21 protein-coding genes are annotated in these 26,005 nt (G+C 73.7%); 10 read left to right on the top strand and 11 right to left on the bottom strand.

The annotated features are described in order from the left end of the window. Positions 1–80 precede the first annotated feature (80 nt). A complete protein-coding gene (gene rpmA, locus K0V08_RS03185; RefSeq protein ID WP_012038176.1) occupies positions 81–335 on the bottom strand; it encodes a 50S ribosomal protein L27 in 255 nt (84 codons plus the stop codon). A gap of 24 nt (positions 336–359) precedes the next feature. Next, positions 360–668, bottom strand: a complete 309-nt coding sequence (gene rplU / locus K0V08_RS03180; RefSeq protein WP_012038175.1) for a 50S ribosomal protein L21 — start codon at positions 666–668, stop codon at positions 360–362. Between the two features lie 289 nt (positions 669–957). Between rplU and K0V08_RS03175 the strand changes: the two genes are divergently transcribed. Further along, positions 958–1,236 (top strand): DUF4031 domain-containing protein, encoded by a 279-nt coding sequence (locus K0V08_RS03175; protein WP_079532976.1) that lies wholly within the window; start codon positions 958–960, stop codon positions 1,234–1,236. A gap of 89 nt (positions 1,237–1,325) precedes the next feature. On the opposite strand, the gene K0V08_RS03170 is transcribed toward K0V08_RS03175, so the two are convergent. Then, on the bottom strand, positions 1,326–4,355 hold the full coding sequence (locus K0V08_RS03170) for an Rne/Rng family ribonuclease (RefSeq protein ID WP_079532973.1): 3,030 nt from the start codon (positions 4,353–4,355) through the stop codon (positions 1,326–1,328). Between the two features lie 305 nt (positions 4,356–4,660). On the opposite strand from K0V08_RS03170, the gene K0V08_RS03165 reads away from it, so the two are divergent. After that, positions 4,661–5,269 (top strand): vitamin K epoxide reductase family protein, encoded by a 609-nt coding sequence (locus tag K0V08_RS03165; RefSeq protein WP_012038172.1) that lies wholly within the window; start codon positions 4,661–4,663, stop codon positions 5,267–5,269. Positions 5,270–5,330: 61 nt separating this feature from the next. Here K0V08_RS03165 and ndk read toward each other — a convergent pair whose 3' ends face one another. From ndk to K0V08_RS03130, 7 genes are all read right to left on the bottom strand, one after another. Continuing rightward, positions 5,331–5,750 carry a nucleoside-diphosphate kinase gene (gene ndk, locus K0V08_RS03160; protein ID WP_012038171.1) on the bottom strand — a complete coding sequence of 140 codons (420 nt, stop codon included), beginning with the start codon at positions 5,748–5,750 and terminating at the stop codon, positions 5,331–5,333. Between the two features lie 9 nt (positions 5,751–5,759). Beyond that, positions 5,760–6,257, bottom strand: coding sequence for a DUF4233 domain-containing protein (locus tag K0V08_RS03155; protein WP_012038170.1), 498 nt, complete (start codon positions 6,255–6,257; stop codon positions 5,760–5,762). Further along, positions 6,254–7,828 (bottom strand): bifunctional folylpolyglutamate synthase/dihydrofolate synthase, encoded by a 1,575-nt coding sequence (locus tag K0V08_RS03150; RefSeq protein ID WP_079532969.1) that lies wholly within the window; start codon positions 7,826–7,828, stop codon positions 6,254–6,256. The genes K0V08_RS03155 and K0V08_RS03150 overlap by 4 nt, the downstream gene beginning before the upstream one ends. Then, a complete protein-coding gene (ileS, locus tag K0V08_RS03145) occupies positions 7,825–11,127 on the bottom strand; it encodes an isoleucine--tRNA ligase (protein WP_079532966.1) in 3,303 nt (1,100 codons plus the stop codon). Before ileS ends, K0V08_RS03150 begins: the two co-directional genes overlap by 4 nt. Positions 11,128–11,373: 246 nt before the next feature. After that, entirely contained in the window at positions 11,374–12,123 is a 750-nt protein-coding gene (locus tag K0V08_RS03140; protein WP_079532963.1) for a class I SAM-dependent methyltransferase, read from the bottom strand. A 76-nt stretch (positions 12,124–12,199) separates the two neighbouring features. Continuing rightward, the gene (locus K0V08_RS03135) at positions 12,200–12,961 is read right to left on the bottom strand and encodes an expansin EXLX1 family cellulose-binding protein (RefSeq protein WP_079532960.1); all 762 of its coding nucleotides are present in this window, start codon (positions 12,959–12,961) and stop codon (positions 12,200–12,202) included. A gap of 109 nt (positions 12,962–13,070) precedes the next feature. Then, positions 13,071–13,676 (bottom strand): TetR/AcrR family transcriptional regulator, encoded by a 606-nt coding sequence (locus K0V08_RS03130; RefSeq protein WP_079532957.1) that lies wholly within the window; start codon positions 13,674–13,676, stop codon positions 13,071–13,073. 104 nt (positions 13,677–13,780) lie between these two features. Between K0V08_RS03130 and K0V08_RS03125 the strand changes: the two genes are divergently transcribed. Genes K0V08_RS03125 through K0V08_RS03110 form a run of 4 tightly spaced genes read left to right on the top strand, consistent with a single transcriptional unit; the run spans position 13,781 to position 19,012 of the window. Further along, positions 13,781–15,427: an ABC transporter substrate-binding protein gene (locus K0V08_RS03125; protein WP_079532955.1), complete on the top strand. Its 1,647-nt coding sequence runs from the start codon at positions 13,781–13,783 to the stop codon at positions 15,425–15,427. Beyond that, a complete protein-coding gene (locus K0V08_RS03120; protein WP_079532952.1) occupies positions 15,424–16,494 on the top strand; it encodes an ABC transporter permease in 1,071 nt (356 codons plus the stop codon). The genes K0V08_RS03125 and K0V08_RS03120 overlap by 4 nt, the downstream gene beginning before the upstream one ends. After that, on the top strand, positions 16,491–17,351 hold the full coding sequence (locus tag K0V08_RS03115) for an ABC transporter permease (RefSeq protein ID WP_012038162.1): 861 nt from the start codon (positions 16,491–16,493) through the stop codon (positions 17,349–17,351). Before K0V08_RS03120 ends, K0V08_RS03115 begins: the two co-directional genes overlap by 4 nt. After that, a complete protein-coding gene (locus K0V08_RS03110) occupies positions 17,348–19,012 on the top strand; it encodes a dipeptide ABC transporter ATP-binding protein (RefSeq protein WP_079532949.1) in 1,665 nt (554 codons plus the stop codon). The genes K0V08_RS03115 and K0V08_RS03110 overlap by 4 nt, the downstream gene beginning before the upstream one ends. A gap of 18 nt (positions 19,013–19,030) precedes the next feature. On the opposite strand, the gene K0V08_RS03105 is transcribed toward K0V08_RS03110, so the two are convergent. Continuing rightward, positions 19,031–20,458, bottom strand: coding sequence for a helix-turn-helix domain-containing protein (locus K0V08_RS03105; RefSeq protein WP_079532946.1), 1,428 nt, complete (start codon positions 20,456–20,458; stop codon positions 19,031–19,033). 111 nt (positions 20,459–20,569) lie between these two features. Here K0V08_RS03105 and K0V08_RS03100 point away from each other — a divergent pair, with 111 nt between their 5' ends. The 4 genes from K0V08_RS03100 to K0V08_RS03085 all read left to right on the top strand — a co-directional run bounded on the left by K0V08_RS03100 (position 20,570) and on the right by K0V08_RS03085 (position 26,003). Continuing rightward, positions 20,570–22,510 (top strand): phosphoenolpyruvate carboxykinase (GTP), encoded by a 1,941-nt coding sequence (locus tag K0V08_RS03100; RefSeq protein WP_079532942.1) that lies wholly within the window; start codon positions 20,570–20,572, stop codon positions 22,508–22,510. A gap of 135 nt (positions 22,511–22,645) precedes the next feature. Beyond that, complete coding sequence (gene valS, locus K0V08_RS03095) at positions 22,646–25,291, top strand: valine--tRNA ligase (protein WP_079532940.1); 2,646 nt, start codon at positions 22,646–22,648, stop codon at positions 25,289–25,291. Beyond that, positions 25,288–25,740, top strand: a complete 453-nt coding sequence (locus tag K0V08_RS03090) for a GNAT family N-acetyltransferase (RefSeq protein ID WP_079532937.1) — start codon at positions 25,288–25,290, stop codon at positions 25,738–25,740. Before valS ends, K0V08_RS03090 begins: the two co-directional genes overlap by 4 nt. Next, positions 25,740–26,003, top strand: coding sequence for a hypothetical protein (locus K0V08_RS03085; protein ID WP_012038156.1), 264 nt, complete (start codon positions 25,740–25,742; stop codon positions 26,001–26,003). Before K0V08_RS03090 ends, K0V08_RS03085 begins: the two co-directional genes overlap by 1 nt. Positions 26,004–26,005 lie beyond the last annotated feature (2 nt).

Genomic DNA, 26,005 nt, shown 5'->3' with positions numbered 1-26,005 from the left:
CGCAGACAAGGGCGGGCCGAGGCCCGCCCTTGAAGTGCTGCGCGACAATGCCGCCGCAGCGTCCGTGCTGTCGGCCTGCGCTAGGCCGGGACGACGATGTTGACGACCTTGCGGCCGCCCTTGACCCCGAACTGCACCGAGCCGGCGGAGAGGGCGAACAGCGTGTCGTCGCCGCCACGGCCGACGTTGACGCCCGGGTGGAAGTGCGTGCCGCGCTGGCGGACGATGATCTCGCCGGCGCCGACGACCTGGCCGCCGAAGCGCTTCACGCCGAGGCGCTGGGCGTTCGAGTCACGGCCGTTGCGGGTAGAGCTCGCGCCCTTCTTGTGTGCCATCTATTTCTCCCTGCGGTCTCGGTGCTAGTTGATCTCGGTGACCTGGACGCGCGTGAGGTCCTGGCGGTGCCCCTGGCGCTTCTTGTACCCGGTCTTGTTCTTGAACTTCTGGATGACGATCTTGGGACCGCGGAGGTCGTTCAGGATCTCGGCGCTGACGGTGACGTCGGCGAGCTTCGCGGCGTCGGTGGTGATGGTGTCGCCGTCGACGAGCAGGACCGCGGGGAGCACGACCTTGCCGCTCTGCTGGTTCTTGACCCGGTCCATCGTCACGATGGTCCCGACCTCGACCTTCTCCTGCCGACCGCCGGCGCGCACAACTGCGTAAACCACTTTTCCGTACCTGTTTTCTCTCGCGGGCTTGACTCACTGGGGACTTGACGCCCTGTGGCCCGAATCATTGGAGGAAGTCTGCCGCAGGCGCACGATCACCTGGATCGGCGCATGCCAGCGACTCACGTTACCGGAACGCCGGACAGGGGTCAAACTCCGGACCCCCGGCGTCCTCGGTCGATCATACGCGAGCCGGGGCGTCCTGGCCGCATGCGCGCCGGGCGCGTCGTCGGCGACCCGAGGGCCCGTCGGCGCGCACATCGGGGACGGGCCTGCCTAAGCTCGCAGGATGAGCGTCCTCCTCGATCGACCGGCCTGGCCCGCGCACGGCAGGCTCTGGGCGCACCTGGTGAGCGACGTGTCCCTCGAGGAGCTGCACACCTTCGCCCGCGCCGCCGACATCCCGGAGAGGGCGTTCGACCGCGACCACTACGACGTGCCCGAGGAGCGGCACGCGGAGCTGGTGGCACGCGGCGCCGTGGCGGTCTCGAACCGCGACCTCGTCCGACGGCTGCAGGCGAGCGGGCTGCGGGTCACCCAGCGCGAACGGCGCGGGCTGGGATCCTGACGCGGCGAACGCGCGGTCGCACGAGGGAGGGCCCGGAGCATGCGCTCCGGGCCCTCCCTCGTCCGGCTGCCTGACGGGCAGCCGGCGCGTCAGCTCGCGTCGTCGGCCGGGGCCGGCGTCGTCAGCGTCTGCGTGGAGACCCGGCGGCTGCGCGACCGCCCCTGTCCGGGCTCCTTGGGGTGCGGCAGCGCGTCGAGGACGGAGCCGAGGAGCTGCTCCGCGTCCGCCGAGCTGACGCGGCGCGGTGCTGTGCGCGCGCTCGCGACCGGGATGTCGAGGATCTGCACCGGCTCGAGGCGGATGGCCTCGCGCGGCTCGAGCGTCGACAGCGCGGGCTCCTCGACCGGCGCGTCGGCCGGCGTCGGGTCCTCGACGGGAGCGGACGCCGCCTCGGCGGCGGGGGCCTGCGGCTCCGAGCGATCCTGCGCCTCGACGGTCGCGGACGACGCGCGTCCCCGGCCCCCGCGGCTCCGACGCGGACGGTCGCCGCGGGTCTGCTCCTCGAGGGGGGCCGACTCGGGCTGCACGGCCGCGTCCGTGCTCTCGTCGGGCGTGCGCACGACGTCCTCGACCCGGTCGATGGCCTCGTTCACCGTCTGGATGGTGCTCGTGGCGATCTTGGCGAGGGCGGAGCGCGCGTCGTCCGTGATGCTGTGCGTGCTGGCGGCGGGCGTGCGCTGCTGCTGCTGCGCCTGGCCGCCCCCGTTGCCGCGGCCGCCGCCGTTGCCCCCGCTGCCGTTGCCGTGCTCCTGCTGGCCCTTGCCGCCGCGACGGCGGCCCTGGCCCTGCACGGGCTCCTGCGGCGTCTGCTTGTGGGCCATGAGCGGATCGTGGTGGATGATGATCCCCCGCCCGGCGCACGTCTCGCAGTTCTCCGAGAACGACTCGAGCAGCCCGAGGCCGAGCTTCTTGCGGGTCATCTGCACGAGCCCGAGCGAGGTGACCTCGGCGACCTGGTGCTTGGTCCGGTCGCGGCTGAGGCACTCCACGAGGCGGCGCAGCACGAGATCGCGGTTGGTCTCGAGCACCATGTCGATGAAGTCGACGACGATGATGCCGCCGATGTCGCGCAGGCGCATCTGGCGGACGATCTCCTCCGCGGCCTCGAGGTTGTTCTTGGTGACGGTCTCCTCGAGGTTGCCGCCGGATCCGACGAACTTCCCCGTGTTGACGTCGACCACGGTCATGGCCTCGGTGCGGTCGATGACGAGCGAGCCGCCGGAGGGCAGCCAGACCTTGCGGTCGAGCGCCTTCTCGATCTGCTCGCTGACGCGGTGGTGGTCGAACGAGTCCTTCTCGCCCGAGTACGTCTGCACCCGGTCGATGAGGTCGGGCGCCACGCCGCGGAGGTAGCCCTCGATGATCTCCTGGGCGTCGCCGCCGTCGATCACGAGCTCGCGGAAGTCCTCGTTGAAGACGTCGCGGATGATCTTCAGCAGCAGGTCGGGCTCCGAGTGCAGGAGCGCGGGCGCCTGCGCCTTCTCGACCTGGCGGCTGATCTCGGCCCACTGCGAGGTGAGGCGCTCGACGTCGAGCTTCAGCTGCTCCTCGGTCGCGCCCTCGGCCGCGGTGCGGACGATGACGCCCACGTTCTCGGGCAGCACCTCCTTGAGCGTCTTCTTGAGGCGCGCGCGCTCGGTGTCGGGGAGCTTCCGGCTGATGCCGTTCATGGACCCGTTGGGCACGTACACGAGGTAGCGGCCCGGGAGGCTCACCTGGCTCGTGAGGCGGGCGCCCTTGTGGCCGACCGGGTCCTTGGTGACCTGGACGAGCACGCGGTCGCCGGGCTTCAGCGCGACCTCGATGCGGCGCGCGTGGCTTCCGCCGCCCTTGTCGGCGTTGGCGGCCTCCCAGTCGACCTCGCCCGAGTAGAGCACGGCGTTGCGGCCGCGGCCGATGTCGATGAAGGCGGCCTCCATGCTGGGCAGCACGTTCTGGACGCGGCCGAGGTACACGTTGCCGATGAGGGAGGCCTCGTCGGCGCGTGCCACGTAGTGCTCGACGAGGACCTGGTCCTCGAGCACGCCGATCTGGATCTTGCCGTCCCGCGAGCGCACGATCATGCTGCGGTCGACCGACTCGCGGCGGGCCAGGTACTCCGACTCGGTGAGCACCGGACGGCGGCGGCCGGCGTCGCGACCGTCGCGGCGGCGCTGCTTCTTGGCCTCGAGGCGCGTGGATCCCTTGATGCGCTGCGGCTCGGTGATGCGTTCGGGCTCGCGGGGCGTGCGGACCTTGACGACCGTGCCGGGCGCGTCGTCGCCGTCGCGGCCCTCCTCGCCGGAGCGGCGGCGCGCACGGCGGCGAACCGACGGGGAGTCGTCCTCGTCGTCGTGGTCGTCGTCGTGGGTGTCGCGGCCCCGGCCGTCGCGGCTGATGCCGCGGTCCTGGCTGCGGTCCTGTCCGCGGCCGCCGCGGCGCGAGGAGCGCGAGGGGCGCTCGTCGCGGTCGTGGTCGTCGTCCTCGTCGCGCGAGTCGTCGCGGCGGTCGTCCCGCTCGCGGCGGGGAGGCAGCGGCGCGATGTCCGGGGCCTGGAAGAAGACGGAGAGGGACGGGACGGCGCGGACCGGAGCGGCGGGCGCCACGACGGGAGCGGATGCGTCGACCGGCTCGGCAGCGGCGGGCTCGTCGGCCGTCGCGTCCGCGTCGGGGACACGGGCGAGCGGCGCGTCGGGGGCGGCGGGCGCGGCGGGGGCCACGGCGGCCTTGCGCGGGGCGCGCTTCCTCGGGGCGCGGGCAGCGGGAGCGGCGGGCTGCTCGTCCGCGGGCTGCTCGCCGGCGGCGTCCGCGGGAGCGGAAGCCGAGGCGGACGCGTCGACGCTGGCGTCGTCCGGCTGGGCGACCGCGGACGCGGATGCGGGGGTGCTCGCGCGGCGGGAGCGGCGGGCGACCGGCGCCTCCTGCTCGTCGTGCGTGGTCCGGGTGTCGTCGTTCTCGTTCAGGGTGTGGCCCTTCGCTTCGGAGGCGGCGGGCGTGCCGCTCGCCTCGGGGGTGAGGGAAGCGGGGAACGCGGGCGTGCCGCCGGTCCCCGTCGCCGCGGTCGTGTCGGCGCGGCGGCCCGTGAGCCGCTCGAAGAGGCTGGGTCGCCTCCTGCCGGTGTTCTCGTCTCTCTCCACCATCTCTGGTGCACTCCTCAACCGGTCGGTACGGCCGCGCCGTACCCCGGTAGCTCTCCGAGTGGATCCCCGCGTACGCGGCTCTCCGTCGATCCTGGTCTGCGACGTCCGGCCCGAGGCTTCGGTCGTGCGCACTGGTACGGAACTGGCTATCCGCCGCCGGACGTGCCTGGCGGCCCGGGTCTGCCCCGGGAAAGACTCTTCATGGCGGTCGTGCCGCGCGGCGGTCCGACCTGCCTGCCAGTATCGCACGCCGACGCCCACCTGGCCGTCAGGGTCGGCCCTCCCCCGTCTGCCATGATCGCCGCATGACCGCGACCCGGGCCCCCGCGCACCCCCGCTCCCTGGCCGTCCTGCTCGTCGTCACGGGCGTCGTCGGCTGGATCGGCGCGTTCGTGCTCGTGCTCGACCGGCTGCACCTGCTCGAGAACCCGGGCGCGTCGCTCTCGTGCGACGTGAACCCGTTCATCTCCTGCGCCACCGTCATCGAATCCCCGCAGGGCTCGCTGTTCGGCTTCCCCAACCCGCTCATCGGGGTCGCCGCGTTCGTGGTGCCGATCGTGATCGGCATGGCGCTCCTCGCGGGCGCGCGGTTCGCGCGATGGTTCTGGACGCTGTTCGCGGTGGGGACGTTCGCCGGCTGGGTCTTCGTGACGTGGCTGTTCACCCAGAGCGTGTTCGTCATCGGCGCGCTCTGCCCCTACTGCCTGCTCGTGTGGAGCGCGATGATCCCGCTGTGGTGGGGCACGCTGTCGGCCACCGCTCGCGCGGGGCTGCTGCCGGTGCCCGCGGGGATCCGCCGGGCCGCCGACGCCGTGGCGCCGTACACGTGGGCGGTGGTGGTGCTGAACTACGCGATCATCGTGGTCGCGATCATCGCGACGTTCCCCGCCCTCATCCCGACGCTGCTCGGCTGAGACGACGGGACGACCAGAGGGGCCGACCGGATCCCGGTCGGCCCCTCTGGTCGTGCGGGTCCTAGAACCAGAGCGCGAGCTCGCGCGCGGCCGACTCGGGCGAGTCGCTGCCGTGCACGAGGTTCTGCGCCACGGCGAGGCCCCAGTCGCGACCGAGGTCGCCGCGGATCGTGCCGGGGGCGGCGCCCGTCGGGTCGGTCGTGCCGGCGAGCGAGCGGAAGCCCTCGATCACGCGGTTCCCGGCGACGCGGACGGCGACGATCGGGCCCGACTCCATGAACTCGACGAGCGGCTCGTAGAACGGCTTGCCCTGGTGCTCCTCGTAGTGCTGCTCGAGCAGGGCGCGCTCGGCTTGCACCATGCGGAGGTCGACGATCTGGTAGCCCTTGGCCTCGATGCGGCGGAGGATCTCGCCGGTGAGGCCGCGGGCGACGCCGTCGGGCTTGACGAGGACGAGGGTCTCCTGGACGGGAGCGGACATGGGTGCCTCCTACGGGGTGGGAGCCGGCGGCTCGGTGGTCGGTCGGTGGTCGGTGGGGCGGTCGTCGCCCGGGGCCGGAGCGTCGCCCGCCGCGGCCTGCTCGTCGAGCATGGCCTGCTCCCACGCGCCGCGGGCCGCCGCCTTCTCGCGGTCGATCCGGGCGCCCTGGACCATGGCGTAGATCCACAGCAGCAGGAAGAAGCCGCCGACGGCGAACATGGCGGGCAACACGAAGCCGGTGAGGACGACGAGCACCTGCACGACCCAGCCGGCGCGGATGCCGAGCGGGGTGCGCAGGGCGCCGACGACGGCGAGCATGGCGAGCACGAGGAGCGCACCGCCGCCGAGCGCGGGCAGCGCCGGCAGCGCTTCGAGGCCGAAGGCGACCAGGCTCGCGAGGAACACGACGATGACCTGGAAGCCCATGACGATGGATCCGAGGATCTCGACCGTCGTGCGGGGCGGTCGGGGTCGCCTGGTGCGGGCCGGGCGGCCGTCGGCGCTCACGCGGTCTTCCAGCCCTCGTCGGCGGCGTGGGCGATGGCCTCGCCGACGAGGAGGATCGAGCCCGTGACGAGCGCCGCGCCCTTCTCGGTCTCGCCCGCGGAGTCGCGCGCGTCCTCGAGGGCCGTGCGGAGGTCGGGCTCGACCGTGACGCGGTCGCGGCCGACGACGTCGACGACGATGCGCGCCAGCTCGTCCGGATCCACCGAGCGCTCGGACTGGGAGCGCGTGACGATGAAGTGGTCGACCACGGGCGCGAGCTCGCGCACGATGCCCTCCGCGTCCTTGTCCGCGAGCACGCCGATGACGGCGGTGACGCGGTCGAACGTGAAGTAGACGGGCAGCGCGGCCGCGAGCGACGCGGCGCCCGCGGGGTTGTGCGCGGCGTCGACCAGGACGGTCGGCTCGGTGCCCACGACCTGCAGCCGGCCGGGGCTCGTCGCCGTGGCGAGGCCCTCCGCGAGCACGTCGTCGTGGATGGCGTGGTCGCCGCCGCCGAGGAACGACTCGACCGCGGCGATCGCGACGGCGGCGTTCTGCGCCTGGTGCGCGCCGAACATCGGGAGGAACACGTCGCGGTACGTGCCCGCGAGGCCCTGCACGCTGATGACCTGGCCACCGACCGCGAGGGTCGTGTCGAGGAGGCGGAACCGCTCGCCCTCGATCGACCAGGTGGACTCCGTGAGCTCGGCGGCGCGCACGAGCTCGGCCACGACGTCAGGGGCCTGCGCGCTGGACACGACGTCCGCTGCGGGCTTGACGATGCCGGACTTGGTGCGCGCGATCTCCGCCACGGTGGATCCCAGGCGCTGCGTGTGATCGAGGGAGACGGGCGTGAAGACCGCGACCTGGCCGTCGCCGACGTTGGTGCTGTCCCACTCGCCGCCCATGCCGACCTCGATCACGGCCACGTCGACGGGCGCGTCGGCGAACGCCGCGAACGCGAGCACCGTCAGCGCCTCGAAGAAGGTGACGGGCTCCTCGCCCGCGGCGACGAGCTCCCGGTCGACCAGGTCGATGAAGGGCTCGACGTCTGCCCAGTTGCGGCTGAGGGCCTCGTCGGTGATGGGCAGGCCGTCGACCACGATGCGCTCGTTGAAGCGGACGAGGTGCGGGCTCGTGAAGAGGCCCGTGCGGAGGCCCGCGGCGCGCAGGATGCTCTCGGTCATCCGGCTCGTCGACGTCTTCCCGTTGGTGCCGGTGACGTGCACGATCGGGTACGCGCGCTGCGGGTCGCCGAGGAGCTCGACGACGCGGCGGGTGGCGGACAGGCGCGGCTGCGGCGCCTGCTCCCCCATCCGCGAGAGGAGCGCCTGGTACACGGCGTCGCCCTCGCGCTCGAAGTAGTTCTCGTCGTCGACCTCGCGGCCGGCCACGATCGACTGCTCGGCCTCGCGGCGGAGCTCGGCCGCGTCGTCGGCGAAGAGCTGGTCGTCGCTCAGGCCGTCGACGTCGGGGTCGAGGGCGCGCGCCGCGGCGTCGACGCCCTCGTCCGTCTCCGGCTCGAAGTCGTCGTCGCGCCGGACGTCGTCCGCGTCGTCGTCGAAGGGCTGTCCGCCCAGCTGGTCGCTCATGCTCGCTCCACCTCGATGTACAGGGGCGATCCGCTGCCGACGGTGATGCCGGACTCCGTCGCCTGGTCGTCCGCGTCGATCCGCAGCGCCACCGCCAGGGTCTCACGGGCGATGAGGTCGCGGAACCGCTCGGCCTGCTCGGCGCCCGCGGCGTCCAGCCGGATCACGAGGGAGATGCGGTCGCTCACGTCGAGCCCCGCGCCCTTCCGCGCGTCCTGCACGTTCCGCACGACGTCGCGCGCGAGGCCCTCGGCCTCGAGCTCGGGGGTGAGCGCGGTGTCGAGCAGCAGGAACCCGCCGCCCGGCAGGAGCGCGAGCGCCTGGTCGGCGCGGTCGCCCGCGACCTCCAGCACCAGCTCGTACTCGCCGGCCACGAGAGGCACGCCGCCCGCCACGACCTCGCCGTCGGACTCGGTCCAGTCCCCGGAGCGGGCGGCCTGGATCACCTGCTGCACGCCCTTGCCGAGGCGCGGCCCGGCGATGCGCGCATTCACGGTGAGGCGGCGCGTGATGCCCGCGTCGGAGGCGCTCGTGGGGGTCAGCTCCTCGACGGAGACGGCCTTGACGTTGAGCTCGTCGCGCAGGATGTCCTCGAACCGGGCGAGCCCGTCGGCGTCGTCGCTCACGACCGTGAGCCGCGCGAGCGGCTGGCGGACGCGGAGGCCCGACTGCTTGCGGAGCGAGAGCGCGGTCGAGGCGACCTGGCGGACCCGGTCCATCACCTCGACGAGGCGGTCGTCCGCGGGCAGGTCGTCGGGCTCGGGCCAGTCCTCCAGGTGGACGCTGCGCCCGCCCGTGAGGTCCTTCCAGATGCGCTCCGACACGAGCGGCAGCAGCGGCGCGGCCACGCGCGTCACGGTCTCGAGGACCGTGTGCAGGGTGTCGAAGGCGCGCGTGTCGCCGGCTTCCGTGCCCGCCCAGAACCGGTCGCGGCTGCGGCGCACGTACCAGTTGGTGAGCACGTCGGCGAAGTCGCGGAGGGACGCGGCGGCGAGCGTCGAGTCGAGGGCGGTCATGTGCTGCGTGACCTCGGTGACGAGGCGGCGGGTGCGGGCCAGGATGTAGCGGTCCAGCACGTCGTCGCTCGTCGTGTCGCGGTGCGCCTCGTAGCCGCCCGGCTGCGCGGAGTTGGCGTAGAGGGAGAAGAAGTACCAGGTGCTCCAGAGCGGGAGCAGCACCTGGCGGACGCCCTCGCGGATGCCCTCCTCGGTGACCACGAGGTTGCCGCCGCGGAGCACGGGGCTCGCGAGGAGGAACCAGCGCATGGCGTCGGATCCGTCGCGGTCGAACACCTCGTTGACGTCCGGGTAGTTGCGGAGCGACTTGGACATCTTCTGGCCGTCGTTGCCGAGGACGATCCCGTGGCTCACGACGCTCGAGAACGCCGGCCGCCCGAACAGCGCGGTCGACAGCGCGTGCAGCGTGTAGAACCAGCCGCGGGTCTGGCCGATGTACTCGACGATGAAGTCCGCCGGGCTGTGCTCGTCGAACCACTCGCGGTTCTCGAACGGGTAGTGCACCTGGGCGAAGGGCATGGATCCGGAGTCGAACCAGACGTCGAGCACGTCCTCGATGCGACGCATGGTGCTCTTCCCCGTGGGGTCGTCCGGGTTCGGGCGCGTGAGCTCGTCGATGAACGGGCGGTGCAGGTCCGTCGGGCGCACGCCGAAGTCGGCCTCGAGCTCGTCGAGGCTGCCGTACACGTCGATGCGCGGGTAGGCCGGGTCGTCGCTCTTCCACACCGGGATCGGGCTGCCCCAGAAGCGGTTGCGGCTGATCGACCAGTCGCGCGCGTTGCCGATCCACTTGCCGAACTGCCCGTCCTTCACGTTCTCGGGCGTCCACGCGATGTCCTGGTTGAGGCGCACCATGTCGTCGCGGAAGTCGGTGACGCGCACGAACCAGCTGGAGACGGCCTTGTAGATGAGCGGGTTCTTGCAGCGCCAGCAGTGCGGGTAGGAGTGCTCGTAGCTGGCCTGGCGGATGAGGCGGCCCTGCGCCTTGAGCATGCGCGTGAGCGTCCTCCCGGCGTCCGACCACAGCTCGCCCGCGACCTCGGGAACGGTGTCGACGAAGCGGCCGCCCTCGTCGAGCGACAGGATCACGGGGATCCCGGCCGCGGCGCAGACCTGCTGGTCCTCCTCGCCGTAAGCCGGGGCCTGGTGGACGATGCCGGTGCCGTCGGTCGTCGTGACGTAGTCGGCGACGAGCACCTGCCACGCGTTCTCCGTGCCGAACCTCTCGCTGTCCGCGTAGAAGTCCCAGAGGCGGTCGTACGCGACGCCCTCGAGCTGGCGGCCGAGCACGGTGCGGGAGACGGCGGCGCGGGCCTCGTCGGCGGACGCGTAGCCGAGGTCCTTGGCGTAGTTCCCCACGAGGTCCTGGGCGATGAGGTACTCGGATCCGAGCACCTCGGCCGCGAGCTGCACGCTCGACGCGCGGGGCAGGGAGTCGGGCGCCTCGGCGTCGGGGGTGCCCGCGGGGCCGGCGGGCACCACGGCGTAGACGATGTCCGGCCCGACCGCGAGCGCCATGTTGGTCGGCAGGGTCCAGGGCGTGGTCGTCCAGGCGAGCGCGCGCACCGCGGTGAGGCCGAGCGACTCGGCCTTCGCGCCGACGAGCGGGAACGTGACGGTCACGGACTGGTCCTGGCGCATGCGGTAGACGTCGTCGTCCATCCGCAGCTCGTGGTTGCTCAGCGGCGTCTGGTCGTGCCAGCAGTACGGCAGCACGCGGAAGCCCTCGTAGGCGAGGCCCTTGTCGTGCAGCTGCTTGAACGCCCAGATCACCGACTCCATGAAGTCGACGTCGAGCGTCTTGTAGTCGTCCTCGAAGTCGACCCAGCGGGCCGAGCGGGTGACGTAGTCCTCCCACTCCCCCGTGTACTCGAGCACCGAGCGACGGGCGACGGCGTTGAACTCCTCGACGCCCATCTCCTCGATCTCGCTCTTCTCGGTGATCCCGAGCTGGCGCATCGCCTCGAGCTCGGCGGGCAGTCCGTGCGTGTCCCAGCCGAAGCGGCGGTGCACCTGCTTGCCCCGCATGGTCTGGAAGCGCGGGAAGGCGTCCTTCGCGTAGCCCGTGAGGAGGTGCCCGTAGTGCGGGAGGCCGTTGGCGAACGGAGGGCCGTCGTAGAAGACCCACTCGTCGCAGCCCTCGCGCTGCTCGACCGAGGCGCGGAACGTGTCGTCGCGCTTCCAGAACGCGAGGATGCCCTTCTCGACGTCCGGGAAGCGCGGGCTCGCGGCGACCTGGTCGGGGGCGCTCGGGTCGTCGGGGACGGGACGGGGGTAGGTCATGGCATCTCCTGCGGGGACGGGCTCTCCGCGAGGACGCCCGGATCCCTCATGCGGATCCCCGAGCGCGGTACCACCCCGCTTGCCACGCGATGCGCGACCACTCTCCTGAAGGCGATGACGGGCCCTGTCCGTTCGGTTCTACTCGTCGCGTGCTCCGCGGCTTTCTTCCGAAGGCTCCCCGGTGATGGCCGGATCGGCGCCTGTGCTGACGATCCTAGCGCCCGTCGGACCGCAGCCCGTGGGCGCTCATCCGCCGAGCTGTGCGCGGTACGCGTCGGCGCGGTACGGCAGGTCGAGCGCGTCGCGGCCCGCGGTGTCCGGGTGTCCGGCGAGGAGGGTCCTGATGTCGTCGAGGACGCCGGCGCGCGCGTCGTCGGGCAGCGTGCTGATCCGGCTGATGGATCCGGCGAGGTCCACCACGTCCTCGGGGGTCATGCGCTGCGCATGCGCGAAGGACGCGTGCTCGACGGGGCCGAAGCCGGGGAACGGGCCGGGCTCGGCCGCCCGTGCGCCGCCGCGCCGACCCCCGTCGAGGATCGCGTCGAGCTCGCGGACCCAGTCGACCTCGCCGTCCATGACGTTCCAGACGATGCCGAGGCGACCACCGGGACGGAGCACGCGCGCGGCCTCGCGGGCCGCCTCGCCCGCGTCCATCCAGTGCCAGGCCTGCGCGACGAGCACGGCGTCCTCCTCGCCGTCGCCCACGGGGATCGCCTCGCCGGATCCGCGGACGGCCGTCACGCCCGGCAGCCGGTCCGCGAGCACGGCGCGCATGCGGTCGTCCGGCTCGACCGCCGTGACGTCGAGGCCGCGATCCGCGAGGAGGCGCGTCAGCTTGCCCGTGCCCGCGCCGAGGTCCACCACTCGGCGGGCGCCGGCGGGGAGCATCCACGCCACCGCCTCGTCCGGGTAGGCCGGCCGCACCCGGTCGTACTGCTCGGAGACGCCGCCGAACGAGGAGGACAGGGCGGCGAGGTCGGGCGAGTCGGAGGTCATGCGGACATCCTGGCCGAGAGCGGGACGGCGCGCGATCCACGCGGAGGACGCGGCTCGTCGGGTGCGCGCCGCGCCGTCAGCGGAGGCGCGATGCGGTGTGCTGCAGCCTCATCGGGTCGAGCACGATGCCCTGCACCGTGGCCGTGCGCCCCGTGGTGTCCGTGACGCGCACCGTGAAGGGCCCCGCGCCCACGTACCCAGGAGCCAGCCAGTAGCCGTAGTCCGTCAGGGAGAGCGGCACCCACCGCGCGCCCACCCACAGCTCGACCGATCGGAGCCGCACGCCGGCGTCGAGCACCTGCAGGGCCGCCCAGTACGCCGAGGAGCCGTCCTTGAACCGGAAGGAGAGCGGGGGGACGGTCGACGCCGCGACCGGCACGTACGAGGTGGTGATGATGCCGGCGTCGTAAACGCCGATGGCCCGGAACGCCTCCTCGCTCAGGTCGAGGTGGCCGTGCACGCACTCGTGGCAGGAGTCGGCGACCTCGACGCGCACCGTGCCGTGGGGTCCGGTGACGTCGAGGTAGCTGCCGCATCCGGCACCGCCGGCGTAGAGGTCGGGGCCGACCGCCACGTAGAGGCGGTCCTTCGGGATGGCCGGGAGCGAGCAGTTGCCGTTCGTCGTCCTCCCGTCAGGCCCGAGCGAGTAGTGCGTGGCGTAGCCGGACAGGCGGGCGGGGCCGGCCGCCGGGGCAGCCGATGCGGCCGACGCCGCCATCGCGGGGCCCGCTACCGCGACCAGGACCGCCAGCGCGGCCGACAGGATCCGGCGACGAGCGGCGGTGAACGGGCGACGCGGCGCTCGGGGGCGGCCGGGCAGGGCGGATGCACGGGTCATGGCGTCTCTTCTCGTGGTCGAGGGAGCGGACGCGGTCGGGCCGCGCGCACAGGTTAGGAGACCCGTGGCGGACAGCGGGGCATCCCTCCCGAGGCCTCGAGCCGCGCGGTCAGGCGAGGAGGGCGGCGAGCGCCGTGCGGAGCGGATCCAGCGCCCGGCGCACGGCGTCCTCCAGAGGGCCCCGTCCCACCCCGTCCCCGGCCCACGCGACGACGGCCGCGGCGGTGGCGGCCGCGATCACGGCGGCGGCGATCCGCACGGGGGCGACCGAGGCACGGCGGCCGGACGCGCGCGCGAGGGCCTGCGCGACGGGATCCACGAGCGGCGCCGCGCGTGCCACGCCCTCCCCCGGCACGTCGGAGCCGAGGCCCATGACCTCGTGCTGCGTCAGGGCGAGCGGCAGCCAGCCCACGCCGCGGGAGCAGGCGGCGGCGATCAGCGCGTCGACGACGCCGTCGCCGGGCGCCCCGGCGGGACCCACAGAGGAGAGCGCGTCGCCGAAGGCGCGGAGCGTGTCGTCGAGCCCCGCCCACAGCAGGTCGGCCTTGGACGCGAAGTAGTTGAAGAACGTGGCACGGCTGACCCCGGCGCGCTGGGCGATCTGCTCGACGGTCGTGGCGGCGTAGGTGTTCTCGAGGAAGAGCTCGGCGGCGGCCTCCTCGAGGGTCGCGCGCGACGAGCGACGCGGGCGACCGGCGGGACGGGCGGGAGTCATGCGCCCATCCTGGTGCACCGGGGTGACCGCGTGCGCGTATTGTTGGACGCGGTACAGAAACACCCGCACCAGCGTCCGCCGCGGCGCGCACATCGGAAGCACCCATGATCCACACCCCACGCACCCGCGCGCTCGCGGGCCTCGGCGCCCTCGCCACGACCGCCCTCCTCCTCAGCGGATGCACGTCCGCCACCCCCGAGGCGTCGACCACCCCCGTCTCCGGAGGCACGCTCGTCTACGCGTCCGGCGACGCGGAGCCCGACTGCCTCGACCCCCACGTCGGCGGCAACTACCCGCAGGCGCTCGTCTCGTCCCAGTTCCTCGAGCCGCTCGTGTCGCTCGACGGGAAGGGCGGGATCACGCCGTGGCTCGCCGACAGCTGGACCTGGAGCGACGACGGCCTGGGGCTCGAGCTCACGCTGCGCCAGGGCGTCACCTTCACGGACGGCACGCCGTTCGACGCCGACGCGGTGGTCGCGAACATCCGCCGCGTGCAGGATCCGGCGACGCTCTCCTCCACCGGGTACCTCGCGCTGCAGGCGGTCACGGACGCGACCGCGGTCGACGCGTCCACCGTGCGCCTCACCCTCTCGACGCCCGACAGCGCGCTGCTCGAGTCGCTCTCCCAGCCGTGGCTCGCGATGGAGTCGCCCGCCGGGATCGCCCGCGGCACCGATGCGAACTGCGCCCAGCCCATAGGCACCGGGCCCTTCAGCGTCGAGCGCTGGGACCGCCAGCAGTCCATCTCGCTCGTGCGCAACGACGCGTACGCGTCGCCGCCCACCGACGCCGCGCACACGGGGCCCGCGTACCTGGAGCGCATCGACTGGCGCTTCCTGCCGGACGCCGCCTCCCGGTACGCGGCCCTGCAGAGCGGCGAGGTCGACGTGATCGACAACGCGCAGCCCGACGCGATCGTCTCCGCCACGGCGGGCGGCGCGCTCGGCGAGCTCGACGCGCCCCGGCCGGGCGCCTCGAACCGCATCGAGCTGAACTCCGGCCAGCCGCCGTTCGACGACGAGCGCGTGCGCGAGGCGTTCATCCGCTCGGCCGACGTCGACGCGGGGATCACCGCCCTCTTCCAGGGCACCGCCGAGCGCTCGCACTCGCCGCTCGCGAGCACCGAGCCGGCCGCGGTCTCCGATCCGGACCTGTTCGGCATCGACGTCGACCGGGCGGCCACGCTGCTCGACGAGGCCGGCTGGTCCGCGAAGGGACCCGACGGGATCCGCACGAAGGACGGCGCGCGCCTGACGCTGCGCTTCCCCGTGAGCACCAACCAGTCGATCCCCGCCGAGCAGTCGCTGTTCGAGCAGATCCAGGCGAACGTCAAGGCCGTGGGCTTCGACGTGCAGCTCGAGCCCATGGACCTCGGCTCCTGGTACGAGGCGCTCGGCGACGACGCGTACGAGCTCGTCAGCGCGCCGTACACGAAGGCGGGTCCCGACGTGCTGCGGATCCTCTACGACACCTCCGGCATCACGCCCGCGCCGAGCGGCTACTTCGCCAACCACGCCAAGGTGTCGGTGCCCGAGATCGACCAGGCGCTCGCCGAGGCGCGGGCGACGACCGACCCCGACCGGCGGAACGCGCTCTACGCGGACGTGCAGCAGCGCGTGATGGCCGGGTACTGGATCCTGCCGCTCTACGACCAGCAGAACCACTTCCTGCACGGCACGGCGGTCCAGGGGCTCCGGGCGCTGCCCTCCGTCGCGACGCCGACGATGTACGACACCTGGCTCGCCCGGTGAGGCGCGGCCGCGCCGTCCGCGCGTCCGGCCCCCGTCGATCCGCGCTCCTCCGCGCCGTCGGGGCCCGGATCGGCGGCGCGGTCCTCGTGCTCTGGGCGGTCGCGACCGTGACGTTCCTCGCGGTGCGGCTGATCCCGGGAGACCCGGCGCAGGCGATCCTCGGCGGCCCCGGCTCGCAGGCGCCGCCCGAGGCCGTCGCCGCGGTGCGCGCCGAGTACGGGCTCGACCAGCCTCTCCTCGTGCAGTACCTCGCGCAGCTGGGGCGCCTCGCGCAGGGCGACCTCGGCCGGTCGTACGCGCTGCGCGAGGACGTCGTCGCGGTGCTCGCGCGGCAGCTGCCGGGCACGCTGCTGCTGGCCGTGCTCGCGCTCGCCGTGGCGTGGATCCTCGCGCTCGGCCTCGCCCTCGTCTCCTCGGGCGCGGGCCGGGTCGCCGCGGCGATCGGCGCGGGCGTCGAGATCGTGGCGGCCTCGCTGCCGCACTTCTGGATCGGCGTGGTGCTGATCCTCGTGTTCTCCACCGGCCTCGGCTGGCTGCCGGCCGTGAGCGGATCCTCGCCCGCGGGCCTCGTGCTGCCGGTGCTCACCCTCGCGATCCCCCTCGCCGGGTTCCTCGGCCAGATCATGCGAGAGGCGCTGCTCGACGCGCTCGACTCCCCGTTCGCGCTGGCGGCCCGCGCCCGCGGCGAGTCGGAGGCCGGCGTGCGGCTGCGGCACGCGCTGCGCCACGCGGCCGCCCCCGGGATCGCGCTGTCCGGCTGGGCGTTCGGCTTCCTCATCTCGGGCGCCGTGGTGGTCGAGCAGATCTTCGCCCGGCCCGGCCTCGGACGCACGGCGCTCTCGGCCGTGACCAGCAGGGACGTGCCGGTCATCGTCGGCGTGGTGCTCGTGGTGGCCGTGATCTACATCGTGCTCACGGCCGTGACCGACCTGCTCGCGCGGATCGTGGACCCGCGGCTCGTCGACGCGCGCACCGGGCCCGTGCCCGCGGCCGCTCCGGTCCCCGCGGGCGTCGCGCCCGTGGCCGGCCCCGCGGCAGCGGCAGACGCGACGGCGGCCGCCAGATGAGCGACCCCCGCGCCGAGACGCTCCTCGCCGCCGCCCCGTCGCGCCCCCCGGTCCGGATCCTGGCCGTGGCCGGCACAGCGGGCGCCGCGATCGTCGTGCTCGCGCTCCTCGTCTCCGCCCTCGCCCCCGGGATCCTCGCGCCCGGCGACCCGCTCGCCATCGCACCCGCCGAGGCGTTCCGTCCTCCCGGCGCCGGGCACCTCCTCGGCACCGACGAGTCGGGCCGCGACGTGCTCACGCGCGTCGTGCACGGCGCCGGCCCCAGCCTCGTGATCGGCGTGAGCGCCACGGCCATCGGCCTGGGCCTCGGCGCGGTCCTCGGGCTCGCCGCCGCGCTCCTCGGCCGCGTCGCCGACTTCGCCGTGAACCGCGTGATCGAGGTGGTCTTCGCGTTCCCCGGCCTCCTGCTCGCGCTCTTCCTCATCGTGATCCTCGGGCCAGGCATCGGCAGCGCCACCCTCGCCGTCGGCATCTCGGCCGCCCCTGGCTACGCGCGCATCATCCGCGGCCGGGTCATGTCGGTGCGCCGCTCGGCGTACGTGGAGGCGGCGACCGTGCTCGGCCGCCCGCCGCTCGTGGTGCTCGCGCGGCACATCCTGCCGAACACGGCCGCGCCGCTCTTCGTGCTCGGCACGCTCGGCGTCGGGCAGGCGATCGTGTGGGCGTCCTCGCTGAGCTACCTCGGGCTCGGGACGGTGCCGCCGGATCCCGAATGGGGCGCCATGCTCGCGGCCGGACGCACCTACATCGGCTCGGCGCCGTGGCTCACGGTGGTGCCCGGCCTCATGATCGTGCTGACGGCGACCGCGTCGACCGTGCTCGGCCGGGCTCTCGAGCGACGGGTGCGTGAGTCGTGACGGACGGATCCGGGCCGGTGGGGGCTGCACCCGCCCTGCGCGTCGAGGACCTCCGCGTGTCCTTCGACGGCGTGCCCGTCGTGCACGGCGTCTCGCTGCGGATCGCGCCGGGCGAGTGCCTCGCGCTCGTCGGCACGTCCGGCTCAGGGAAGAGCGTGACCGCGCGGAGCCTCCTCGGGCTCGCCGGCCCGGGCGCCGACGTCCGGGCGGACGTCCTCGAGATCGGCGGCCGCGACCTCCGCGACGCGGGGCCGCGCGAGTGGCGACGCGTCCGCGGATCCGGCGTCGGCCTCGTGCTGCAGGACGCGCTCTCCTCGCTCGACCCGCTCCGCCCCATCGGCCGCGAGATCGGCGACGCCCTCCGCGTCCACGGGATGCGGGACCCGCGCGCCCGACGGGCGCGCGTGCTCGAGCTGCTCGAGCGCGTGGGCATGCCGGATCCCGCGACGCGCGTGCACCAGCGCTCCGGCGAGCTCTCGGGCGGACTGCGGCAGCGGGCGCTGCTCGCGGCGGCCCTCGCGCTGGATCCGCCGCTCCTCGTCGCCGACGAGCCCACGACCGCGCTCGACGCGACGGTGCAGGCGCGCATCATCGACCTGCTCGCCGACCTGCGCTCGCGCGGTCAGGCGACCCTGCTCGTCAGCCACGACCTCGCCGTCGTCGCGCGGCTCGCCGACCGCGTCGCCGTGATGCACGACGGCCGCGTCGTCGAGGAGGGCCCGACCGCGGAGATCCTCCGCACGCCCGCCCACCGCCGGACGCGCGCGCTCGTGGCGGCCGTGCCGACGGGCGTCCCGCGCGGCACGCCCCTCTCGGAGGCCCGGCTCGAGGCCGCCGCATCCGCACCCGCATGGACCGCGGAGCCACGCGCGGACGACCGCGTCGTCCTCCGCGCCACCGGACTGACCCGCTCCTACCGTCGCCCCGGCGGATCCGCGCGCACCGCCGTCGACGGCGTCTCCCTCGAGGTCCGCCGCGGCCGCACGCTCGGCCTCGTCGGGGGATCCGGCTCGGGCAAGACCACGGTCGCCCGCCTCCTGCTCGCGCTCGAGGAGCCGGACGCGGGCGACGTGACGCTCGACGGCGCGCCGTGGAGCGGCATCCCGGAGCGCGAGCGCCGGAGCCGACGCGCGCGGATCGGCGCCGTCTACCAGGACCCGCTCGCGTCCTTCGACCCGCGCTGGAGCGTCGACCGGATCCTGCGGGACGCCCTCGCCGTAGCCGGCCTCCGCGGCGCCAGCGCCTTCGACTCCCCCGGGACGCTCCTCGCGCAGGTGGGCCTGGATCCCGCGCTCCTCCCCCGCCGTCCCGCGCGGCTCTCCGGCGGCCAGCGTCAGCGCGTCGCCATCGCGCGCGCCCTCGCGGCCCGCCCCGACGTGCTCATCTGCGACGAGCCCGTGTCCGCCCTCGACATCGCCGTGCAGGCCCAGGTGCTCGACCTCCTCGACGAGCTGCAGCGCCGTCTCGGCCTCGGCCTCCTGCTCATCTCGCACGACCTCGGCGTCGTCGCGCACATGAGCGACGAGGTCGCCGTCATGTCCGACGGCCGGGTCGTGGAGCGTGGATCCGCCGACGACGTGCTCCTCCGCCCGACGCACCCCGTCACCCGGGCGCTCCTCGCCGCCGTCCCGCGCCTGGATCCGGACGCCGCGCCGCGCTAGCCGCCGCGGGTCCGCGCGTCACGCCCCCGCGTGCCGGTCGAGGAACGCGTAGAGCTCGCGGTCGTCCACCCCGGGGAATGAGCCGCGCGGCAGCGGAGCGAGGATGTGCGCGTGCAGCCGGGCGCTCGGCCACGCCCGGTCGCGCCAGCGGCCGGCGTCCTCGGGATCGGCGCGGCGGCAGCACGACTCGTCCGGGCAGCGGGAGACGCTCCTGGCCGTCGTCTCGCGTCCGCGGAACCACTTCGCGTGCGCGAACGGCACGCCGAAGGAGATGGAGTACTCCCCCTCGGCCGTGGATCCCGTCTGCGTCGAGCACCAGAACGTGCCCGCGGGCGTGTCCGTGTACTGGTGGAACTCGGTCGTGCGGTTGGTGCGGTCGAACGCGCCGCGCGCCGCCCACTCCCGGCACACCGGCTGACCCTCGACCGCGCCCGTGACGTCGACGGGCAGCGGCAGCCCGTCGTTCTCGTACGCCTTGTAGACCGCCCCGTCGCCGCCCACGCGCAGGAAGTGCACGCGGAGGTCGAGGTGCGTGGTGCTGATGTTCGTGAGCCGGAGGGCCGCCGCCTCGTGCGTCACGCCGAACGCGTCACGGAAGTCCTCCACCGCGAGGTCGCGCCGGGACTTCGCCTCGCTGAGGAACTCGACCGACTGCATCAGCGGCATGAGGCACGCAGCGGCGAAGTAGTTGATCTCGAGTCGCTGCCGCAGGAAGTCGGCGTAGCTCGCGGGCTCCTCGTGCCCGAGCACGCGGTGCGCCATCGCCTGCAGCGCCATCGAGCGGAGGCCGTGGCCGCCGGGGATCGACGCGGGCGGCAGGTAGATCCGCCCCTCCCCGATGTCGGTGACCGAGCGCGTCGACCGCGGCAGGTCGTCCACGTAGATGAGCTCGAAGCCGAGCCCCTCCGCCATGCGGCTCACGCTGCGGTGCGAGAGGGCCCCGCTGCGGTGGCCGACGTCGGCCAGCATCCGCTCGGCCAGCTCCTCGATGTCGGGGATGTGGTTGTCCTGCTGCCGCATGCTGAGCCGCTGCTCGGTGTTCGCCCGCCTGGCCTCCTCGGGCGTCGCGATCGACTCCCGCTCGCGTCGCGCCAGCTCGCGGTGCAGCCCCACCAGCGCCTCGAGCGTCTCCTGCGGGAGCGCCCGACTCGCCGGCACCGCGGGCAGGCCGAGGCCGCCGTAGAGCGACGAGCGCTGCGCGCGGTCGAGCTCGATCTCCAGGGCCGAGCGGGCGTCCGGCGCGTCGGCCGCGAGCAGGTGCGTGACGTCCACGCCGAGCGCGCCCGCGATCCGCCCCAGGGTCGACAGCCGCGTCTCGCGCCGGCCGTTCTCGATCATGCTCAGCTGGCTCGGCAGGATCCCCGCCCGCTCCCCCAGCGCCTGGAGCGTGAGCCCGGCGCCCTTCCGCGCGTGCCGGATGCGCCGGCCGATGACGAGCTGGTCCATTCCTTCACCTCTCCGTGAACATCCGCGCTTCTTCACGCGGATGGATCCCCGAACCCCATCCTGACCGGTCGCAGGCTGGAACAACAGACCGATCGACGAGGACGGACCGACATGACCACCATCCAGGACGCACCCCCGCTCACCGCCGACCGCCCGCGCGGCAGCCGGACCGGCACCGAGACCGCCGGCGCGGCGCCCGACGCCCGGCCGCTCCCGCCCGGCGCAGCTGCCCCCGCGCGCTGCCGCGATCCCCGCATCGCCGAGTGGGTCGCCGAGGTCGCGCGGCTCACGCTCCCGGACCGGGTCGTCTGGTGCACGGGCAGCGTCGCCGAGTACGACCGCATCACGCGGCAGATGGTCGACGCCGGCACGCTCATCCGGCTGAACCCCGAGTGGCGCCCGCACAGCTTCCTCGCGCGCAGCGCCCCGGCCGACGTGGCCCGCGTCGAGGACCGCACCTTCATCTGCTCGGAGGATCCCGCCGACGCCGGCCCCACGAACAACTGGCGCGACCCCGCCCAGACGCGAGCGGAGCTCCGCGACCTCTTCGCCGGATCCATGCGCGGCCGGACGCTCTACGTCGTCCCGTTCTCGATGGGCCCGCTCGGCGGCGCGATCTCGCAGCTCGGCGTGCAGATCACCGACAGCCCCTACGTCGTCGCGAGCATGGCGCTCATGACCCGGATGGGCGACGACGCGCTCCGCCTCATCGGCCCCGACACCACGTGGGTCCGCGCGCTGCACGGCGTCGGCGCGCCGCTCGTCGACGACGCCGGGATCCGCCGCACGGACGTCGCGTGGCCGCACAACGCCGACAAGCGCATCTGCCACTTCCCCGAGGAGCGCGAGATCATCTCGTTCGGATCGGGTTACGGCGGCAACGCGCTGCTCGGCAAGAAGTGCTTCTCCCTCCGCATCGCCTCCGTGATGGCGCGCGACGAGGGCTGGCTCGCGGAGCACATGCTCCTCATCCGGATCACGAGCCCCGAGGGCCGCCGTTTCCACGTCGCGGCCGCGTTCCCGTCGGCGTGCGGGAAGACGAACCTCGCGATGCTCACGCCCACCATCCCGGGCTGGACGGTCGAGACGCTGGGCGACGACATCGCCTGGCTCCGTCCCGACGCGCGTGGCCGCCTCCGCGCCGTCAACCCCGAGCGCGGACTCTTCGGCGTGGCGCCCGGCACGGGCGAGGGCACCAACCCCGTCGCCATGTCGACCGTCTGGGGCAACGCGATCTTCACGAACGTCGCGCTCCGCCCCGACGGCGACGTGTGGTGGGAGGGCATGACGCCGAGGCCGCCCGCGGGTCTCGTCGACTGGCAGGGGAAGGCGTGGTCGCCCGGATCCGGCACCCCCGCCGCGCACCCGAACGCCCGGTTCACCGTGGGGATCGAGCAGTGCCCGTCGCTGGCGGACGACTGGGACGACCCCGACGGCGTCGTGGTCGACGCGATCCTGTTCGGCGGCCGCCGTGCGACGAACGTCCCGCTCGTCGCGGAGGCGGACGACTGGGAGCACGGCGTCTTCGTGGGGGCCACCATGGCGTCGGAGCAGACGGCCGCCGCCGAGGGCCGGGTCGGCGAGCTCCGCCACGACCCGTTCGCGATGCAGCCCTTCTGCGGATACGACATGGCCGACCACTGGCGGCACTGGCTCGAGGTGGGGCGGGGCCTCGGGGACGGGGCGCCCCGCGTCTTCCAGGTCAACTGGTTCCGCAAGGGCGACGACGGGTCCTTCCTCTGGCCGGGCTTCGGCGAGAACGCCCGCGTCCTCGAGTGGATCGTGCGCCGCCTGGAGGACCGCGTGACCGTGGTGCCGACCCCGGTCGGCGGCCTGCCGCTGCCCGAGGACCTCGACGTCCGGGGCCTCGACCTCGCCGACGACGCGCTCCACGAGCTCCTCGCGCTGGATCCGGCCCTCTGGCTCGAGGAGCTCGACGCCGTGGAGGCGCACTTCGCGCGCTTCGGCGGCCGGGTGCCGGCGGAGCTGACGGCCCGCCTCGACGCCATGCGCGTGGCCTTCCGGGAGACCGCGACGACCGGGCCCGCCTAGCCGGGAGGCCGGATGCCCGGGCTGCCCATGCCCTCGCATCCGGCCTCCGCGCCCCCATCCGGTAGCGTGAACCCCGCACAGAAGGCACCTCACCACCGACACGGTGCCGTCCACATCGAGGGAACCGGAGCACGCATGGCTGACGAACGACGTCCGGACACCGCGCAGGGAGCGACCGGAGAGGCCGCCCGGGTCCCCGACAAGCCGGCCCTCGAGGGCCTCGAGGCCAAGTGGGGCGACCGCTGGCAGGCCGACGGCACGTACGACTTCCGCCGCGACGAGGCCGCGGCGGGCACCGTCTTCTCGATCGACACCCCGCCGCCCACGGCGAGCGGATCCCTGCACATCGGCCACGTGTTCAGCTACACGCACACCGACGTCATCGCCCGCTACCGCCGCATGCGCGGCGAGAGCGTCTTCTACCCGCTCGGCTGGGACGACAACGGGCTCCCCACCGAGCGCCGCGTGCAGAACTTCTACGGCGTCCGCTGCGACCCCACGCTCCCCTACGACCCCGCGTACCAGCCGGCCGAGACCGGCGGCACGTCGAAGCCCGGCGACCAGCAGCCCATCTCCCGACGCAACTTCATCGAGCTGTGCGAGCGCCTCACCGAGGAGGACGAGAAGCAGTTCGAGGACCTCTTCCGCACGCTCGGCCTGAGCGTCGACTGGCGCCAGAGCTACCGCACCATCGGCGCCGAGGCGCAGGTCGCCTCGCAGCGCGCGTTCCTCCGCAACCTCGCCCGCGGCGAGGCCTACCAGGCCGACGCCCCGACGCTCTGGGACGTCACCTTCCGCACGGCGGTCGCGCAGGCCGAGCTCGAGGACCGCGAGCAGCCGAGCGCCTACCACCGCCTCGCGTTCCACCGCGCGGGCGGCGACGACGTGATCATCGACACCACGCGCCCCGAGCTCCTCGCGGCGTGCGTCGCCCTCGTCGCGCACCCGGACGACGAGCGGTACCAGGGGCTCTTCGGCACGACCGTCACGACGCCGGTGTTCGGCGTCGAGGTGCCCGTGCTCGCGCACCACCTCGCGCAGCCCGACAAGGGATCCGGCATCGCCATGGTCTGCACCTTCGGCGACCTCAACGACGTCGTCTGGTGGCGCGAGCTGCAGCTGGAGAACCGCGCGATCGTCGGCTTCGACGGCCGCATCGTCTCCGAGGCGCCCGCCGCGATCACGTCGGAGGCGGGACGCGCGGCGTACGCCGCCCTCGCCGGCAAGACCGTCTTCTCCGCGAAGGCCGCCATGGTCGAGCTCCTCACGGAGTCCGGCGAGCTCATCGGCGAGCCGCGCAAGATCACGCACCCCGTGAAGTTCTACGAGAAGGGCGACAAGCCGCTCGAGATCGTCTCGACCCGCCAGTGGTACATCCGCAACGGCGGCCGGGACGAGGACCTGCGTGCGGGCCTCATCGGCCGCGGCCGCGAGATCGGCTTCGTCCCCGACTTCATGCGCGTGCGTTACGAGAACTGGGTGGGCGGCCTCAACGGCGACTGGCTCGTCTCCCGCCAGCGCTTCTTCGGCGTGCCGCTGCCCGTCTGGTACCCGCTCGACGCCGACGGCAACCCGGAGTTCGAGAAGGCCATCACGCCCGCCGAGGACCAGCTGCCCGTCGACCCGTCGTCGGATCCCGCCCCCGGCTACGCAGAGGACCAGCGCGGCGTCCCCGGCGGCTTCCAGGGCGAGCTCGACGTCATGGACACCTGGGCCACGTCCTCCCTCACCCCGCAGCTCGCGGGCGGCTGGGAGCGCGACCCCGAGCTCTTCGACCTCGTCTTCCCGTTCTCGATGCGGCCGCAGGGCCAGGACATCATCCGCACGTGGCTGTTCTCCACGGTGCTGCGCGCCGAGCTGGAGCACGGCACCGCACCGTGGAAGACGGCGGCGATCTCCGGCTGGATCCTCGACCCCGACCGCAAGAAGATGTCGAAGTCCAAGGGCAACGTCGTGACCCCCGCGGCCACGCTCGAGCAGTTCGGCTCCGACGCGGTGCGCTACTGGGCCGCGTCCGCCCGCCTCGGAGTGGACGCCGCGATGGACCCGCAGAACCCGACGCAGATCAAGATCGGCCGTCGCCTCGCGATCAAGGTGCTCAACGCGGCGAAGTTCATCCTCTCGTTCGAGGCCCCCGAGGGCGCCCGCGCGACGCACGCCATCGACGTGGGCATGCTCGCCGCCCTCGCGGAGGTCGTCGAGACGGCGACCACCGCGCTCGAGGAGTACGACCACGCCCGCGCGCTCGAGGTCACCGAGAGCTTCTTCTGGACCTTCTGCGACGACTACCTGGAGCTCGTCAAGGACCGCGCCTACTCGGCCGACGCCGACCCGGCCGACCGGGGATCCGCGGTCGCCGCGCTCCGCGAGGCCCTCGACGTGCTGCTGCGGCTGTTCGCGCCCTTCGTCCCGTTCGCGGCGGAGGAGGCGTGGAGCTGGTCGCACGACGGCTCGATCCACACCGCCGCGTGGCCGACCGCGCCGACCCCCGCCGCCCCGGCGACCGGCGGCGCGGCCGACCCGCGGCTGCTCGCGCTCGCCGGCCGGGCGCTCGTGGGCATCCGCCGCGCCAAGACCGACGCCAAGGCCTCGCAGAAGACGCCCGTCGCGGAGGCCGTGGTCTCCGCTTCGCCCGAGGACATCCGCTCGCTCGAGCTCGTGGCGCGGGACCTCCGCGCCGTGGGCCGCATCACCGACCTGACCTTCACCGAGGGGGACGGCCCCGCCGTAACCCGCATCACGCTCGCTCCCGCCGAGCAGCCCGAGGAGAACCGCGCATGACCATCTCGATCCGTCCCGTCCGCGACGGCGACTTCTTCCCCTGGTTCGACCTGTTCGCGGGCTACGCCGGGTTCTACGGCACCGAGCTGACCGACGAGGCGGCCGTGCTCGCCTGGAGCCACCTCATCGACGACGCGCACGCGAGCTCCGCGCTCGTCGCCGTCGACGACGCGCACGAGGGCGCCCTCGTCGGCCTCGCGCACTTCCACCGCTTCGCGCGCCTGGCCCGCGGCACCGACGGCCTGCTGGTCGACGACCTGTACGTGCGCGAGGTCTCGCGCCGCCAGGGCGTGGGCGAGCAGCTCATCGCGGCGGTCGCCGAGGTCGCCCGCCGCGACGGCGCGAGCATGCTCCGGTGGATCACCGCCGAGGACAACGCGGACGCGCAGCACCTCTACGACCGGGTCGCCCGCCGCACGACGTGGGTCACCTACGAGCAGGACGTCTGATGCAGCTCGGCACCCGCTGGCCCGTCGGCGGCACCGCCCCGGCGGACCTGCCCGAGGTCGTCCTCCTAGCTGTGAAGACCGTCGAGTCCGACGTCGTCGCCCTGGAGACCGACACCTCGCAGTGGCGCTGGACGCTCACGTGGCTCGAGCGCAAGCCGGTGGTCGAGCTCGACGACGGCACCGTGATCCGCTACGACCCGGTCGAGGACGCGGCGACCATCACGATCCCCGGCGAGTCGACGGACGACCCCTTCGACGACTGACC

Origin of the sequence: Clavibacter michiganensis, assembly GCF_021216655.1 — a bacterium.
GTDB lineage: Bacteria > Actinomycetota > Actinomycetes > Actinomycetales > Microbacteriaceae > Clavibacter > Clavibacter michiganensis.
Note: the sequence above shows the minus strand (reverse complement) of the source record. Positions and strands in the feature narration are given on the sequence as shown.

What these genes read in the sequence shown, in the direction of transcription:
- rpmA (WP_012038176.1), bottom strand. Translation starts at nt 335, where the DNA reads ATGGCACACAAGAAGGGCGCGAGCTCTACCCGCAACGGCCGTGACTCG.
- ileS (WP_079532966.1), bottom strand. Translation starts at nt 11,127, where the DNA reads ATGACCTACCCCCGTCCCGTCCCCGACGACCCGAGCGCCCCCGACCAG.
- K0V08_RS03135 (WP_079532960.1), bottom strand. Translation starts at nt 12,961, where the DNA reads ATGACCCGTGCATCCGCCCTGCCCGGCCGCCCCCGAGCGCCGCGTCGC.
- K0V08_RS03100 (WP_079532942.1), top strand. Translation starts at nt 20,570, where the DNA reads ATGACCACCATCCAGGACGCACCCCCGCTCACCGCCGACCGCCCGCGC.
- K0V08_RS03165 (WP_012038172.1), top strand. Translation starts at nt 4,661, where the DNA reads ATGACCGCGACCCGGGCCCCCGCGCACCCCCGCTCCCTGGCCGTCCTG.
- K0V08_RS03090 (WP_079532937.1), top strand. Translation starts at nt 25,288, where the DNA reads ATGACCATCTCGATCCGTCCCGTCCGCGACGGCGACTTCTTCCCCTGG.
- K0V08_RS03125 (WP_079532955.1), top strand. Translation starts at nt 13,781, where the DNA reads ATGATCCACACCCCACGCACCCGCGCGCTCGCGGGCCTCGGCGCCCTC.
- K0V08_RS03130 (WP_079532957.1), bottom strand. Translation starts at nt 13,676, where the DNA reads ATGACTCCCGCCCGTCCCGCCGGTCGCCCGCGTCGCTCGTCGCGCGCG.
- ndk (WP_012038171.1), bottom strand. Translation starts at nt 5,750, where the DNA reads ATGTCCGCTCCCGTCCAGGAGACCCTCGTCCTCGTCAAGCCCGACGGC.
- K0V08_RS03170 (WP_079532973.1), bottom strand. Translation starts at nt 4,355, where the DNA reads ATGGTGGAGAGAGACGAGAACACCGGCAGGAGGCGACCCAGCCTCTTC.
- valS (WP_079532940.1), top strand. Translation starts at nt 22,646, where the DNA reads ATGGCTGACGAACGACGTCCGGACACCGCGCAGGGAGCGACCGGAGAG.
- K0V08_RS03105 (WP_079532946.1), bottom strand. Translation starts at nt 20,458, where the DNA reads ATGGACCAGCTCGTCATCGGCCGGCGCATCCGGCACGCGCGGAAGGGC.
- K0V08_RS03175 (WP_079532976.1), top strand. Translation starts at nt 958, where the DNA reads ATGAGCGTCCTCCTCGATCGACCGGCCTGGCCCGCGCACGGCAGGCTC.
- K0V08_RS03115 (WP_012038162.1), top strand. Translation starts at nt 16,491, where the DNA reads ATGAGCGACCCCCGCGCCGAGACGCTCCTCGCCGCCGCCCCGTCGCGC.
- K0V08_RS03150 (WP_079532969.1), bottom strand. Translation starts at nt 7,828, where the DNA reads ATGAGCGACCAGCTGGGCGGACAGCCCTTCGACGACGACGCGGACGAC.
- K0V08_RS03140 (WP_079532963.1), bottom strand. Translation starts at nt 12,123, where the DNA reads ATGACCTCCGACTCGCCCGACCTCGCCGCCCTGTCCTCCTCGTTCGGC.
- K0V08_RS03085 (WP_012038156.1), top strand. Translation starts at nt 25,740, where the DNA reads ATGCAGCTCGGCACCCGCTGGCCCGTCGGCGGCACCGCCCCGGCGGAC.